The sequence below is a fragment of the Nocardioides sp. WS12 genome (assembly GCF_014108865.1).
In the GTDB taxonomy this organism is placed as follows: domain Bacteria; phylum Actinomycetota; class Actinomycetes; order Propionibacteriales; family Nocardioidaceae; genus Nocardioides.
Genome location: NZ_CP053928.1, coordinates 4,977,658 through 4,990,931, shown reverse-complemented (window position 1 = coordinate 4,990,931; position 13,274 = coordinate 4,977,658). Strand labels below are relative to the sequence as shown.

Sequence of the window (13,274 nt, the reverse complement as noted above, 5' to 3'; positions counted from 1 at the left end):
GCCTGGGCGATCGGCACGCTTCTGCCAATCAGTGACTCGAATACCGGCCACCAAGCCAAGACGCAGGAACAGCAGGGTTTTCCGTAGAGATATCCGGTCACGGTCATGCCGCCACCCCCGCTGCGAACGGGTAGAATTGGGTGCACCCCGCGACGTGTCGAGCGCCCGGGGTGCTGACCGGAAACGAGGTTCCGATATGACCGATGCTACCTACCGCCGTCCCCAGATCGCCAAGGTCTGCGTGATCTGCAAGGCCGACTATCTTGGGCCGAGGAACGAAAAGGCGAGCAGGACGTGCGGCAGGAGTTGCTCCACGGCCCTGCGCGCATGGGCGGTGCTCGTCGCGAAGGATGGCGTGTCGTCCTACAGCGGAGCGCACCACAAAGTTCGGAAGCGCCGAGGCCCGGCCAAGCACCGCGCCTGCGCCTGTGGTCGCCCTGCGCGAGAGTGGGCGTATGTCGGGCCGCTGCAACCGGGGGCAAGCCATCCCTACTCCTCTGACGTGTCGCACTACCAGGCCATGTGCAAGATGTGCCACAACTACTACGACTGGGCGCGGGTGCTTCGCGACAAAGGCGTGATCTGAACCGAGACAGGTGCAGGCGGGGAGTCCTCGGTACGTGGTCACTGGTTGCCTCCTGAGTTGCCGGGGTTCGCGGATGCGCACGCCAGCGAGACCGAGCCGTCAGCGGCGACACCGAAGCCAGTCAGGTACTCGCCAGCGGGGCAGGCGTAGGTCCCGGGCTGCGCGGTGCCGGGAGCGCCGTCCTTGCCGTCGATACCGTTCGTGCCGTTGGTCCCGTCCTTGCCAGCCGGGCCGCGGCACGCCTCGAGGCCGAGCTCTGCGACGCATGACGCACCGACAGCACCGACGGCACCGGGGATGGGCGCGTCGTCGACCTCGGGCTGCTGCCGCTCAGGCTCCTGAAGTTCCGGCTCTTGGATCTCGGGTTCTTGGATCTCGCCGTCCTGCACTTCGGCGTCGTCCTCTGGTTCGGGGACGCGCACGGGAACACAGTTGGCGGCGATGGCGCAGCGCCGGTTCAGTTCGTCGACCGCGGCTTTGTTGGCGGCGTTGTCGGTGCGCACGTCGTCGAGCTGCGCTTCGAGGTCGCGAACCTGCTCGGCATTGCTGACCTTCTGGTCGTGCTGGGCGGCGACGACACCGAGCAGCGTGGCGATGAACCACGCCGTCACGAAGGTGGCGACGACTGCGGCGGTCCACTTCTGCCAGGTCTTCATGTCGGCGTGCCTCCGACTCGGTCGATGAGGGTGACCAGGGCGATGACGACGCTCACGATGAGACCGATGGCCGACAACGCGAAGGTCCGGGCACGGTTGGCGCGCTCCTCGTTCTCCTTGTCGGCGGCCATTCGTTCGGCGCGTTCGACGGCCAGCGCTGCGGCGTGCCGTTTGCTGTCCTCCATTAGTGCACTGAACTGCTGGGCCGTGAGGAGGTCGCGGGACTGGATCAGGGCGATGAGTTCGTCCTTGGTCGCCAGTCCACCGAGACGAGCCTCGACGCCAGCGACACCGCGCGCGAGGCCGTCGATCCGTTCGGCGAGAACATCGGTGCGGGGCGGCTCGGTCATGGGCGAGACTCCTGCTCGTCGGTCGCTGCGTGGCACGGCGGCCGTGGGTTGATCCACTCGCCTGCGAACGGGTCGTTGGTCACGGGTAGCCGCCAATCACTCGGTTGGCCTTGGGAGGCGGCCAGATGCGGGGAGCAGACGACATGCCGCGGCCGTCGTCGCGGGGGAAGAGTCGGACTGCCGGTGCGACGCTGCTGCCGTCAAAGCCGTAGATGTCGTCGGCCATGACTCGGATCGACCCCGACGGACCACCGGGGCCGCTCTGGTTGGGCTGCATGTTCAGATCCCAGGGCGCGCTGGCCGGGATCAGGTAGGGGTAGTCACCGTGAGCGAGGACCACGTCGGCGTCGACGTCGCGGATGGTCCAGCCGCCGGTGCGGAGCAGGTTGATCTCGAGCCACACGGGCCGCGGGAACGTCCCGCCGAGTACGACGGTGCTGTCGTTGTCGACGTAGGTCACGAGGTCGTCGTAGAACTCGTTGATCCGCAACTCGTCGCCGCGCCGGTCGACGGTGATGGATCCGGCGGCCTGCTCGTTGACGAATCCGATGGAGACGATCAGCGAGGACGAACTGCTGCCGCCGGCGCCTGCCTGGTCGGAGTAGAAGAAGCCGCCGAGACCAGCACAGATTGCGTAGTCGACGCTGAGCGCCCAGGCCGAGGAGCCGGTGAAGGCGAGGCCCTGGTCGCCAGCCACGCCTGGCGGTGCGGGGATGCTCCATGTGGGGTCGGGTAGTGGGCGGTATGTGGGTTGAGCGAAGCCGCTGGTTCGGTTGAGTGCCTGCACCGTCCAGCCATCGCCGGCGGTCTCGTCGTAGAGGTCATCGACCGTGCCGCCCTCGAAGTCCTCGAGGATCGCCACGTCAGTACTCCTCAGCCGAGGGCCACATGATCCGGCCGCCGTCGAGAGTTGCTGACGCTCCGACCCACACGGCGACCCAGAGCACGTTGCCGCGGTCGGTGTTGTTCATGAACGTGAGGAACGGGAACGATGCGGGGTCGTCGTGGATGCCCGTGAGGGTGCCGTCGTCGGACTTGCGGCCGGGGAAGTAGCCGCAGGGGTCCTCGTCGGATCCGGCGACGTAGTTGACGACGTAGGAGCGGTTCAGCTTGTTGTAGACGTTGGTCTCAGTCCAGCGCTTGCGACCAGCCAGCGTGAGCGGGGCGTTGGTGACGGCTCGCAGTCGCTTCGCGGTGATCTCGCGGCCGAACACCGCCATGACGAACTCGCGGTTCGGGGAGAGGCTGAGGCGGATCCGTTCGATGGTCCCGGCCTGCTTGGCGGGAACGGGGAACACTGTCCAGTCGTCGGGGTTCAGTTTGATCGGCGGGATCGTGCCGCCCACCTCGTCGAACGTGTTCTCGCGCTCAAGGTCGGCCGAGCGGCGCTGTGCGAAGAACGAGCGGTGGACGGTGTTGCGGTTCTCGCGGTCGCGCTGGATCGCAGCCCACACGGGCATCGTGTCGCCGGGTCGGGTGTCGACGGCCAGCATCACCGTGTGGCCCTCGTTGCGGACCGAGACGCCAGCGACGTGCACGAGGATGCCGCCAGCGAACAGCGGCAGCCAGATGTTCATGCCCGGGCGGATGTCGCGCGCACGGAGGATGCTGGCAATCGGGTCGCCGGGGGTGTGCTCGCCCGCGATGATCGCACCCGTGTTGATCTCGATGGTGCCGCGCCAGTGCGCGCCGGTCGAGAGCTCGCCCTGTGCCCACTGCCGGATCTGGGTGCGCTTGAAGCCCGCGCCCATCGCGATCGTGCGGTGCACGGCGAGGGTGGAGGCGACGTAGCCAGGATTGCGCGCGATGATCGAACCGTTCGAGGACAGCCGCCACGGGGTGATCTCCGAGGTTGCTGCTGCGGGCAGGATGCGGATCCCGCGCAGGGTGTACCCGGTCTTGGAGACGTCGAACAGCGCAGCCCATGCGGCTTTCGTCATGGTGCTGGTGACGGGCAGTCCGGCCCGTCGCTTGAGTGCGCGGATCGCCTCGCCCATCTCGGCGTCGTAGTCGTTGTAGTTCGGGCGTCCGTCAAGGAAGCCGGTGACGTTGAGCCGCCAGCCCATGACCACGATGCCGTCGCCTGTGTCGGTCTCGGCGTTGGTGGTGCCGATCCCGAAGTCGGAGTTGTCGTTCATCGGGTACGGCGCCGCACCGCCAGCAACGAGGCCGGGGTAGGCGCCGAACTTCACGACCATCCCGTCAGGGGCAACGCCGGACGCGAAGATCTGGTTGGGCTCCTCGGACAGGTCCGAGCGCAGGTCGCCCTTGACCCTGGCGTCGTCGAGGTACGCGGTGCCGTGGATGGTCTCGATGTCCTTGAGGTACGTCGAGTAGACGCCGTCCTCGTTGGGCATCGTGGTCCACTGGTCGCCATCGAGAGTGGTCATCTTCGCCGAGAGTTCGTTGATGTAGTCAAGCAGCCCGCCACCACCCCAGCGGATGAGGCTGATGCCGGTGACCGGGCCGTAGTAGGGGACGTGGGACAACCGGAGTTGCCGGATCGCACCCGCCATCGCCAGCCCGGAGTCGAGGCGGTACTGGATCAGTTGCATCTGCCGGTCCTGCAACGCAGCCCGACCAACGGCGTGACCGCCGCACTCAACGGTCAGGTTGCCGCCGTCGAGGGAGAACGCGACCACGAAGCCGCGGTAGTCGGTGGCGACCACTTCCTCGGTCGCGGTGTCGACGCGCTGCACGATGACCGGTGCGCCCTTCTTGAGCCACGCCAGGTCACCAGTGCCGGGGGTCTCAAACGGCACCACGGCCTGCGGGAGGGAGAACGTCCCGGACGCCCACCCCAGCGGCTGCACGTACTGGTATTCCATCGGCGGCGTCGGGACACCGCGCCAGAACGAGACGTCACGACCGCCAACCAGGAGGCGGTCTCGGTGCTCGGCCTCGTAGGCGTAAGTCGGCTCGATGATCGTGTGCGTGCCGTCGATGACTGGTGTCGTGAACGCCTGAGCCACGACCGCGTTCTGCGGGCCGATGACTGGCGAGGGGACGACGGCGGGGGACCATGTTGCGGTGCCGATGTTGTCGCGTCGCCAGCCACCAGCCCGGTTGACCTGTGACTCGGTGACACCCGCGAGTGCGACCGCGCCGACGACGCCGGGCACTTCGCCAGCGAACGAGATGGGCACGTTGTCGAGGTTGTCCAGCGCGACGGAGCCGACGACCGACGGGATGAGCCCGTCGAACGCAACCGTGCGGGACGGGGCCAGCAGAACCGGGCCGACGACGGCGGGGATGATGCCGTCGAAGCGGGCGATGCGGGAGGTTTCGAGGTCCACCGAACCGACGACCTGCGGGACGAGGCCAGCGAAGTTGACCTCGTTGGTGCCGACTGCGATGCCCGCCGCGTAGTGGGCGGCGACGCGAGCATCGGAAAGCGCGGTGCCGTAGATCGAGAACTCGTCAAACACGCCCGCGAAGGCGGCCTGGCCGAGCAGGAAGCCAAGGTTGACGGCCGAGATATTGATGAGCCCGGACCTACTCGCCCCACCAAGCAGTGCGCCGTCAAGGAGGACGGACATCGAGCCGGTGTCGAACCGCAGGACCACCTGATGGCGAGTCGCGGTCGCAATTAGTCCGGTCGCGCTGGTGAAAGTCGCCGAACCGGTGCCGGTCGGGTTGACGAACCCCGTCACCGTGCCTGTTGCTGGATTGATCGTGACCCGCTGGGAACTCGTAGACCCCGAGACGTCGAACGTCAAGGAGGTCGATCCGAGCGTGTCGTAGAACCAGAGCTCAATCGTCGAGGTGGCCGAACTGGCGAGCACTGTGCCCGAGTAGGTGACCACGTCGTCGACGCCGTCAAACGTGACCGCGGTATCGCCATCGGTGACCAATCCAGCCGTACCAAGCGTCGGCGAGCCTGCGTAGGTGCCGTGGCGCCCGTTGCCCGAGGCGTCGACAGCAGACGTGCCCGACGATTCACCGAGCCGCCACCACAGGACCGGTGAGTCAGCCGCGACCTCGGATGCGTAGGTCACCAGTCAGCCCGTCGCCCCAGCCTCGCGATCAGGCCGCGGGAAGCGTCAGGGTCGAGACCGCCACGAGAGCCACCGTCTGGCCCGAGGTGATCGACGTCGAGTCGATGATGAAGTCCGTGCCCGACGTGCCCACCGAACCGTCCAGCACCGTCGCGCCAGCCGAGTCCTTCAGCCGCGCCCACGTCGCCGTGGCAGTCGCAACAGCGGTCGCCGTGATCGCAGGGGACACGTCGATGGTGATGACACCCGTCGCCTGCACGCCGCCCGGGTCGTTCAGCGTCAACGTCGCCAGGAGCGTGCCCGTCGCGGTCGTGTCGGCATCCGCGGGCTGGGTGCCCGAACGGATCTCCAATGTCGCGCCACCGGAACCGCCGTCAATGGCAAGTTCCAGGGCGTCCATCATGTCCTCGCGCACAGCAACAGCGATTCGGAAAGTCATCAGTCCTCCAAGGGGTTGATCGAGTCAGCGAAACGGGGAGTCGCACGCACGAGAGGGCCAGAACCGGCGCCCGTCACGACGAGCGGTTCGGAGAGAGGACCGGAGTCATCCAGCACCGGGCCGCCGTCGTCGTAGATCAGCGCCCAGTGGTCCGGGTCGACGTCGTACTCGTCCGTCGTGTCCGGCAGTTGCATCAGGTTGGTGGAGATCCCACCGTCGACCGCCGGGTTCCAGTCCGTGTCGCCGTCGATCGTGACCCGTGCATAGCCGCCGCCCGTGACCTCCACGCCACCATCGCGGGGGTCGCCGTAGAACAGGGCGTACTCGTGGGTGCTGGGACGCAGCGGGCCACGGTTGGGTCCGTAGGACGCTTCGAGGTGCGAGTTCATCGCGGGGATGTCCACGGGTCAGGCTCCGATCACGAGCTGCTGCTCGACGAGGACGAGGAACTGCTGGACGAGCTGGACTCGACGCCGCCGAACGACGTCGGCGGGTTGACCGGGATCTGAACGACCGCCGAGGCCATGAACACCTCGGCCATGCCGTGGTCGACGAGACCCCAGCCGGGCACCGAGGGGCCGGCGGGCCACGTGCCGACCTCGATCCCTCCGACGCGGATCGTCACATCGAACGACAACTGCGCGAGGGCGACCAGAAGTTCGTTCTTCAGGGTTGTCAGGTTGGACTGCGAGGTCCCGTTGACGACGAGTTGCAGCGGAATCACGGAGGCGTCCAGTACTGCGCCGAGGACGAGGCGACCGGGCGTGAACAGTGAGTCCGGCGCATACCTCACCCGCATGGTGAAGTTGGGCTCAGCCAGCCCGTCCTCGGGGTACGTGAACGCGCCGTCGTGCGGGTCGTTATTGATGACCAACGGCGGCAGCGTGAGCCCGGTGCGGTCGATGCTCAGCGACGACGCGACCCTCATCCGTAGCCTCCCATTGCCTGACGGCGTGCGATGTCTTGCAGGTCCGCGATGAGGCGGTCGGAGTCGGCGCCACGGATCTCGACGCGACCGACGTTGATGCCGGCCGCGAGGCGGTCCGCGCCGCTCGGGCGGAACGGCCCGTTGAAGCCCTTGGGGACGCCGGACGGGATCGAGGGGACCCGCATCCCGGTCAACTCGCGCATGTAGTCCAGGAGGACCTTCGCGTCGGTCTTGGCCTTGCTCAACCCGAGGATGTTGAACAGGACCTTGTAGTCCTTCTTCGTCAGCCCGTCGACGTTCTTCAGCAGCGCCTTGACGTCGTCTTGGGTCTTGATCGTCGTCGGGTCCTGCAGCACCTTCAGTTTGGCGTCAGGAATCTTGCCGAACAGTTTCGTGACGTCGAGGCTTTCGCCGGCGCCCGTTGGGTTGCCCTGGAGAAGGGGCAGCAGATCCTGGCTGAGACCCTTCACGATCTCGTTCAGGTCGCGCAGTGCGAACGCGGCGTGGTCGCCGTTGGTCTGGATCCACGAGCCGACGACGGGGATCAGGTCGTTGATGTGCTCCCAGGCGCCCTCGTTGGTCTTTTCGAGCACCTTGACGGCGTCCTTGAACTGCTGCGACTGCGCGCCCTGCTTCGAGAGACCTTCGGCGAGCGCGTCGACGTTGATACCCAGGTCCTCGGCGTACTTGCCGAAGTCGGAGGCGTTGAGCGCGTCCTTGATGGAGTTCGCCGAAGTGCCGCCAGCGGCCTGCGGGTCTCGGAATCCGGTCAGCATCTCGCGCGACCCGTCGAGCACTTCCTTGCCGCCGAGGGCGCCGAGCAAAAGGCCAAGGCCGTTCAACTTGCCGGCCCCACCGTCGACGCCAGGCTTGCCGCCTGAGCCGCCGCCGTTGACGACAAACACGTAGGCGGGGTCCGTGATGCTGCCACCCGAGGACCCTCCGCCGAGCAGCCCGCTCGCCTTGCCCTTCACCTTCGCGGCGACACCGAGGCCGAGAGCACCGAGCACGGCGCCCTTCTTGGCCCAGTCAGGCATGTCGTTGAACGCCTCGACGATGTCCTTTGCGTAGGGCGCGGCGTCCTTCAGCGCGTCACGGACAGTTCCGAGCGCTCCGGCAGCGGCAGGCAGAATCTCCTTGGCGAGCGGCTTCATGTCGTCCGCGAAGTCGGAGATCGCCGGGATGCCCTTGTCGTTGAACCAGTCCGAGAACTTCTCGAAGGCCGGCACGCCCTCGTCGACGAGGAAGTTGGTCGCGTCCTCGACAATCGGCAGCAGGCCCTTGCCGAGCTTCGCCTTCGCGTCATCCCAGTTCGCGCCGAGGCGACGGCTCGCGTTTGCCGCGCCGTCGGCCGTCTTGGCGTAGTCGCCCTGCGTCTTGGCCGTCTTCTCCATCAGGAGCGAATAGGTGGCCTGGATCTTCTGCGTGTCAGTGAGATCCTTGCCAGCTGCAGCGATCCCCTTCGCGTAGGCGTGCGCCTCAACGGCTGCGGCTGACAGGTTGATTCCGTAGCGGCGTAGCGGCTCAGCCTCACCGGCGAGGCCGGACTGGAAGAGCCCTGCGGCTTCGGCGACCTCGATGTTGAACACCGATGCGAAGTCACCGGCGCGGGTCGTCAGATCGTCGAGGGTCTTGACCGTCTTGCGACCCTTGCCGCCCGAGATGGTCTCGGCGAACGAGGAGAAGCGCACCGCGAGTTCGTTGAACTCGACGTTCGACAGGGCGTCCTCGGTGTTGCGTCCGAGGCGCTGGACGGCCTTCGCCTGCTTGCCATAGGCCACGGTCACGGCGTTCACGGACTCGCCGAGGTTGGACGCCTGGTCGACGGAATCCTTGCCGAGCTTGAACGCCACGGCGCTGACGCCGATCAATGCGCCCGAAGCCAGCAGCGCAGCCTTCTTGGCGTGCGAGGAGAAAGACGCAGTGAGCGAACGCCCAGCGGAGTCGCCGAACACTCGCCCAGCCTTGGTGCCAGACTGGTCCATCGGGCGACCGATGCCGCGCTCGAGGTCGGCCTTGAAGCCATTCCCGAACACGGGGATGATCGGCATGGCTGCAGAGCCGATTTCGCGCATCGCGGTCACCTCCTCTTGAACAGGTCGAGGGCGTCATCGACGGTGCGGACCTTGGCCTTGGCCTCGGTCTTGGACGCCGCTTCGCGCAGCGCGTCGTGCAAGGCGCAGTCGGGCTTGAGTGACTTGATGAGCACCCACAGGCGGCGGGGACTCAGGGTTTCGCGGTAGAAGTCCGCGAGGTCGACGCCGTGGTCGGACTGCAGAGACGCCTCGATCTCGTCCTCGTAAACCTCGAGGAGGTCTACGAGGTACCGGAGTTTCCCGAGCCTCCAAAGCCGAGCGTCTTGCCGATCTTGTCGCCGAAGTCAGACAGCGCCTGCTCGTCGGGATCGATGTCGCAGAGAGCTTCGAACTGCTCGGCGTCGAGGAAGGTCTCAGCCAGGAGCAGGTCGATGTTGCCGAATGAGCGCCGGCCCTCTTCGCGCATGTGCCGCATGTGGCTCAGGTGCCGCTTGGCCGGGATGGTCCACTCGCGGCCGAAGTGCTCGAACGTGGCGGTCTCGCGGGTGGTCTCGTTCTCAATTGCAGACATGACGGTGCTCCCTTGGGTGCGGATCGGTGCGGATGGACAGAACACGCCGCGGGCCAACCTCCGCACCAGAGATGGCCCGCGGCGTGACTCAGGAGGACGAGCTGGAGGAACTCGACGAGTCGGCCAACTTCGGGCCGAGGTAGTACGAGTAGAGCTCGTCGGTCGACGTCGGCACGATGAGCAGGGTCACCGTGTAGAGCGACTCGTCGTTCGAGGCGTCCCGCTCGGCCGACTCGATGGTCGCGTAGTTCTTGGAGATCCGACGCTCGCAGTGAGTGCCGTTCTCGCGGTGGAACGCGACCCGGTACTGCTTGGTGTAGTCGCGCCGCTTGAGGGTGCCCGACAGGGTGCCCGTGGTGTCCGTGACATCAGAGACGTCGTACAGGATGCCGAGAGTGACCAGGGTCGTCTCCTTCGCGATGAAGGTGACCGTCTCCTTGGCGTTCTTGAACGTCGTGGCGTAGACCCCGAAGCCGGCCGCCGAGTGGTCGGTCGAGTCGACGGACTCCTCGCCGTTGTTGAACGGGCTGTCGGAGTCGAGCGCACCGACCGGGTCCCACTGGTCCGTTGGGGTCGGGTCGTCGTTCAGGGTGAAGGCGGCATTGCCGGTCGGGATGGTGGCCGTGGTGCTGCCGAGAAGTACGGCGTACTTCGACCAGACCGGGGCGTTGGCGGCGGGATCGCCGAAGAAGGGTTCGGGCATGACGGCTCCTCAGCGGTCGGAACGTGCAGGGTGGCGTGCGGAGATCAGAGGGCGACCAGCACGGCGTTGACCGTGAAGGTGCAGAACGGCAGGCCCGTGTCGGGGTCAATGCCAGGGATGCGGCCAGAGCCGCGGTCGACGCGCTGGATCAGCGCGGACGAGTGGTCGAGCAGTCGGGAGCGGATGCCGCCTGCGACGGTGGAGGCTTCGGTGACTTCGCCGCGTGGCGCCCACACGGTGATGCGCAAGGCGACGTCCTCGCGGTTGTCGGCATCGCTAGGGGTGCCGTCCCAGCCGTACTGGATGACGACGTGATCGAGCGTTGGGGCTGCGGGGTGCTTGGTGCCCTTCGCGGTGCCGGCCGGGTGATTCGGAGCATCGGCAACGAGGAAGTCGCGGATGGCTTCGATCGGGTTCGCCATCGCGTCCTCCTTGGATCAAGTCAGCGCGCCTCCGGCGATCGCCAGGGTGAGCCACACGGCGTAGGTCGCGACGCCAACGAGCATCGGAGCGGGGCTGGAACCACGGAGCTTGATGGCCCGGTTGATGAGGTAGGCGGCGGGGGTCAGAAACACCCAGCCCCACGCGACATGCTGGCCGGATGCGGTGATCCCGTGCTGGTCCAGGCTGGTCAACACGAACGGCGAAAGCAGAGCCGCGAGACTGATGATCGTGAGCGCGGCGCCTCCGGTCGCTTGCCCTTGCGTGGCGTAGGCCATGAGGAACACTGCGCCGACGATCACCACGGGCAGGACGGCGAGCGCCCAGGCGTAGGCATCGGTCGGGCGGACGGGGGCGTCGGACATGGGGCAAGGATGCCTCACCGATGTTGGCGGGTCAGGACTTCGAGCGAACCTGCAGGCCGACGTGCGCCGCAGCCTTCGTGAGAACGCCGTGTTTCGCCTGTACGGCCATTCCGGCGGGGTGGTTGATGCCCACGACCTCGCGGGCGCGGTCGGTTGTCTGTGAGTCGATCGTGACGGGCAAGTCGTACTCGTGCTTGCCGCCGTCAGTGTCACCGACGCGGATGCCCTCGCCTTCGATGAACGACTTCATCTCGCCGGCGAGATCCTGCAGCTCCTTGCGGACGTCGTCGCTCTTGAGGATGGCCTCGAGTTCGCGGTGGTTGAGTTTGACGCGCCGGCGAGCCATCAGGACGAGCTCGAAGAACTGGAACTGGACGACGAGGACGAGCTCTCGGCCTTGACGCGCTGGTCGATGCCGAACGCACGCTTGACCGGCACCACGATGCCGGGAGCCCACCCAGTGAACGGGTTCGCGCCCGAGCCAGTGAAGTCAGCCGAGCCGCCATCGATCTGCCATGTCTCGCCGTCGATGATGATCTCGTCGGCTGCGGTGAGGTCGAACGCCGGGCCGTAGATCTCCTTGCCGATCACCACGGGCGCGGCGTTCGGGTTGGTCGTCTCGGTGGCGTAGCGAGGTGCTACGGCACACGGACCCCAGGGCAGGTCGGTCGTGTCGTAGGCGACGTCACCGAGGTCGCTCTCCGTCTCGACGGTGCGCCGGACGGAGAGTGTGACGCCGTGTGGGAAGTCCATCAGGACGAACTCGACGACGACGAACTCGACGACGAGTCGGCTGCGGTCTCGGTGATCTCGTAGCGCGCGCCCACGAGTCCGACTGAGCGCAGGCCGCCGCCGAGGCGATACCCACGCAAGGCCAGTTTGTCGGCGGCAGTCATCCACATGTCGCCAGTGGTCGAGGATGCCGAGTAGGTCACGGAGAACGGTCCGGCCGTCTGCTGCTGGGCCATGCCGCTGCCGACGTTCGACGCCGCAGTCAGTCCGCGAGCAACCATCTTGGCGGTTACGCCGATGACGGCAGACGGATACGGCGCAGGCTCGAAGTCCTGCCCGCAGTAACCGATGACGATCGCGGACGCGTCGTCGAGCAATGCAGGAAGGCGAAGAATTTCGCCCGTGGTGAGTTCCCGGCCGAGGCGCGCCTCGACATCAGTCTGTCCGGCCAGTGCCATGACGCGCCTCCGCTCGGGTGGTTCGATGGCAGGCGGCGACCGAAGTCACCGCCTGCCGATTACTCAGGACGAACTGGACGAGGACGAGGAGCCGGCGTCCGGGGTGACCGCGCCGACGCCGTAGCCGGCAACGCCGGTCTCGGGGGTCGCCGGGTTGCCGAGGACGTAGGCGAACCGTGCCTTGAAGCGGAGCGCGACCATGTCCTTCTCGGCCAGGTTGATCCCACCGACGGTGGCCTGGTCGAGGAACTTCACGGTCACGTCCTGGCGGACGCCGATCCTCACCGTGGACGGGTCCACGATCAGCGCGGTGGCGTCAGCCGGGACCCATGCGCCGTTCCGCGACCAGAAGGTCTCGAAGCCACGGATGGAGTTGTCGACGAGCACGGGGTGGCCGTCGGTGCCGCGGAGGTTGGCGAGCTGGTACTGCAGGCTCCGCTTGGCGATCAGGGTCTCCGGGTCGAAGCCGGCGTCCGCGATCATGGCCGCCACCTGAAGGCTCGCGCCGTAGATGTCGGAGGTGTTGCCGGCGCCATCGACCACGGCCACGGTCTGCGACGTGGCCACGGCGGCCGCGTGCAGGTCGAGCGAGGTCCACGAGACCGGCTTGTTGGTGCCGAAGAACACGGCAGCGTCGAGCGCCTTGCCGATGGCCTGACCGCCGAGCTCGGCGATCTGAGCGAGGATGTCCTCGGTCGCGTCGTCGAGGGTGTTCTCGTGGATCGGGATGATGACCGCGAGTTCCTCGGCGACGAGAGTCTTGTTGGCCCACGTCACCTGCGCAGTGGGCTTGACGCCGGTGTTGTCGACGTCCGTGACCCACTCGGCGGCGGGGATGGTCGCCAGGACGGGCATGTTGCGCGTCTTGGTGCCCATGTTGATGTTCGGGAACGCAGCGAGGGCCGTGGAGCCCTGCGTCGCGGCCTTGATGACCTGCGGGCCGTATTCCTCGCCAATGAGCGAGGCGACCTCGGCGCGGGTGATGTCAGCCATGGCTGATCTCCTTTGTGT

The 13,274-nt window shown here is 66.8% G+C and carries 17 protein-coding genes and 1 pseudogene; 1 reads left to right on the top strand and 17 read right to left on the bottom strand.

Annotated features, from left to right (window positions below; translation table 11 throughout):
• The first annotated feature begins 196 nt into the window (after positions 1-196).
• Positions 197-586 (top strand): hypothetical protein, encoded by a 390-nt coding sequence (locus HRC28_RS24220; protein ID WP_182377905.1) that lies wholly within the window; start codon positions 197-199, stop codon positions 584-586.
• 38 nt (positions 587-624) lie between these two features.
• On the opposite strand, the gene HRC28_RS24215 is transcribed toward HRC28_RS24220, so the two are convergent.
• The 17 genes and pseudogenes from HRC28_RS24215 to HRC28_RS24140 all read right to left on the bottom strand — a co-directional run.
• Positions 625-1,242: a hypothetical protein gene (locus HRC28_RS24215; protein ID WP_182377904.1), complete on the bottom strand. Its 618-nt coding sequence runs from the start codon at positions 1,240-1,242 to the stop codon at positions 625-627.
• Entirely contained in the window at positions 1,239-1,592 is a 354-nt protein-coding gene (locus tag HRC28_RS24210) for a hypothetical protein (protein ID WP_182377903.1), read from the bottom strand. Before HRC28_RS24210 ends, HRC28_RS24215 begins: the two co-directional genes overlap by 4 nt.
• Positions 1,593-1,671: 79 nt before the next feature.
• Positions 1,672-2,454: a hypothetical protein gene (locus HRC28_RS24205; protein WP_182377902.1), complete on the bottom strand. Its 783-nt coding sequence runs from the start codon at positions 2,452-2,454 to the stop codon at positions 1,672-1,674.
• A 1-nt stretch (position 2,455) separates the two neighbouring features.
• Complete coding sequence (locus tag HRC28_RS24200) at positions 2,456-5,590, bottom strand: LamG domain-containing protein (RefSeq protein WP_182377901.1); 3,135 nt, start codon at positions 5,588-5,590, stop codon at positions 2,456-2,458.
• A gap of 28 nt (positions 5,591-5,618) precedes the next feature.
• Positions 5,619-6,029 carry a hypothetical protein gene (locus HRC28_RS24195; protein WP_182377900.1) on the bottom strand — a complete coding sequence of 137 codons (411 nt, stop codon included), beginning with the start codon at positions 6,027-6,029 and terminating at the stop codon, positions 5,619-5,621.
• On the bottom strand, positions 6,029-6,433 hold the full coding sequence (locus tag HRC28_RS24190) for a hypothetical protein (protein WP_182377899.1): 405 nt from the start codon (positions 6,431-6,433) through the stop codon (positions 6,029-6,031). The genes HRC28_RS24195 and HRC28_RS24190 overlap by 1 nt, the downstream gene beginning before the upstream one ends.
• Positions 6,434-6,447: 14 nt before the next feature.
• Positions 6,448-6,957: a hypothetical protein gene (locus tag HRC28_RS24185; protein WP_182377898.1), complete on the bottom strand. Its 510-nt coding sequence runs from the start codon at positions 6,955-6,957 to the stop codon at positions 6,448-6,450.
• On the bottom strand, positions 6,954-9,032 hold the full coding sequence (locus HRC28_RS24180) for a hypothetical protein (RefSeq protein WP_182377897.1): 2,079 nt from the start codon (positions 9,030-9,032) through the stop codon (positions 6,954-6,956). Before HRC28_RS24180 ends, HRC28_RS24185 begins: the two co-directional genes overlap by 4 nt.
• 5 nt (positions 9,033-9,037) lie before the next feature.
• Positions 9,038-9,166, bottom strand: coding sequence for a hypothetical protein (locus HRC28_RS25705; protein WP_272902651.1), 129 nt, complete (start codon positions 9,164-9,166; stop codon positions 9,038-9,040).
• Between the two features lie 107 nt (positions 9,167-9,273).
• Positions 9,274-9,564 carry a hypothetical protein gene (locus HRC28_RS24175; RefSeq protein WP_182377896.1) on the bottom strand — a complete coding sequence of 97 codons (291 nt, stop codon included), beginning with the start codon at positions 9,562-9,564 and terminating at the stop codon, positions 9,274-9,276.
• An 88-nt stretch (positions 9,565-9,652) separates the two neighbouring features.
• On the bottom strand, positions 9,653-10,267 hold the full coding sequence (locus tag HRC28_RS24170) for a hypothetical protein (protein ID WP_182377895.1): 615 nt from the start codon (positions 10,265-10,267) through the stop codon (positions 9,653-9,655).
• A gap of 44 nt (positions 10,268-10,311) precedes the next feature.
• The gene (locus HRC28_RS24165) at positions 10,312-10,689 is read right to left on the bottom strand and encodes a hypothetical protein (protein WP_182377894.1); all 378 of its coding nucleotides are present in this window, start codon (positions 10,687-10,689) and stop codon (positions 10,312-10,314) included.
• 15 nt (positions 10,690-10,704) lie between these two features.
• Positions 10,705-11,073 carry a hypothetical protein gene (locus HRC28_RS24160; protein ID WP_182377893.1) on the bottom strand — a complete coding sequence of 123 codons (369 nt, stop codon included), beginning with the start codon at positions 11,071-11,073 and terminating at the stop codon, positions 10,705-10,707.
• Between the two features lie 31 nt (positions 11,074-11,104).
• Positions 11,105-11,419, bottom strand: a complete 315-nt coding sequence (locus HRC28_RS24155; RefSeq protein WP_182377892.1) for a hypothetical protein — start codon at positions 11,417-11,419, stop codon at positions 11,105-11,107.
• Positions 11,419-11,826 carry a hypothetical protein gene (locus tag HRC28_RS24150; RefSeq protein ID WP_182377891.1) on the bottom strand — a complete coding sequence of 136 codons (408 nt, stop codon included), beginning with the start codon at positions 11,824-11,826 and terminating at the stop codon, positions 11,419-11,421. Before HRC28_RS24150 ends, HRC28_RS24155 begins: the two co-directional genes overlap by 1 nt.
• Positions 11,826-12,263, bottom strand: coding sequence for a hypothetical protein (locus HRC28_RS24145; RefSeq protein ID WP_182377890.1), 438 nt, complete (start codon positions 12,261-12,263; stop codon positions 11,826-11,828). The genes HRC28_RS24150 and HRC28_RS24145 overlap by 1 nt, the downstream gene beginning before the upstream one ends.
• 63 nt (positions 12,264-12,326) lie before the next feature.
• Positions 12,327-13,259, bottom strand: a pseudogene (locus HRC28_RS24140) (phage major capsid protein); the annotation flags it as partial.
• Between the last annotated feature and the right edge of the window lie 15 nt (positions 13,260-13,274).

What these genes read in the sequence shown, in the direction of transcription:
- HRC28_RS24155 (WP_182377892.1), bottom strand. Translation starts at nt 11,419, where the DNA reads ATGGCTCGCCGGCGCGTCAAACTCAACCACCGCGAACTCGAGGCCATC.
- HRC28_RS24210 (WP_182377903.1), bottom strand. Translation starts at nt 1,592, where the DNA reads ATGACCGAGCCGCCCCGCACCGATGTTCTCGCCGAACGGATCGACGGC.
- HRC28_RS24215 (WP_182377904.1), bottom strand. Translation starts at nt 1,242, where the DNA reads ATGAAGACCTGGCAGAAGTGGACCGCCGCAGTCGTCGCCACCTTCGTG.
- HRC28_RS24165 (WP_182377894.1), bottom strand. Translation starts at nt 10,689, where the DNA reads ATGGCGAACCCGATCGAAGCCATCCGCGACTTCCTCGTTGCCGATGCT.
- HRC28_RS24145 (WP_182377890.1), bottom strand. Translation starts at nt 12,263, where the DNA reads ATGGCACTGGCCGGACAGACTGATGTCGAGGCGCGCCTCGGCCGGGAA.
- HRC28_RS24160 (WP_182377893.1), bottom strand. Translation starts at nt 11,073, where the DNA reads ATGTCCGACGCCCCCGTCCGCCCGACCGATGCCTACGCCTGGGCGCTC.
- HRC28_RS24220 (WP_182377905.1), top strand. Translation starts at nt 197, where the DNA reads ATGACCGATGCTACCTACCGCCGTCCCCAGATCGCCAAGGTCTGCGTG.
- HRC28_RS24180 (WP_182377897.1), bottom strand. Translation starts at nt 9,032, where the DNA reads ATGCGCGAAATCGGCTCTGCAGCCATGCCGATCATCCCCGTGTTCGGG.
- HRC28_RS24185 (WP_182377898.1), bottom strand. Translation starts at nt 6,957, where the DNA reads ATGAGGGTCGCGTCGTCGCTGAGCATCGACCGCACCGGGCTCACGCTG.
- HRC28_RS24175 (WP_182377896.1), bottom strand. Translation starts at nt 9,564, where the DNA reads ATGTCTGCAATTGAGAACGAGACCACCCGCGAGACCGCCACGTTCGAG.
- HRC28_RS24150 (WP_182377891.1), bottom strand. Translation starts at nt 11,826, where the DNA reads ATGGACTTCCCACACGGCGTCACACTCTCCGTCCGGCGCACCGTCGAG.
- HRC28_RS24170 (WP_182377895.1), bottom strand. Translation starts at nt 10,267, where the DNA reads ATGCCCGAACCCTTCTTCGGCGATCCCGCCGCCAACGCCCCGGTCTGG.
- HRC28_RS24195 (WP_182377900.1), bottom strand. Translation starts at nt 6,029, where the DNA reads ATGACTTTCCGAATCGCTGTTGCTGTGCGCGAGGACATGATGGACGCC.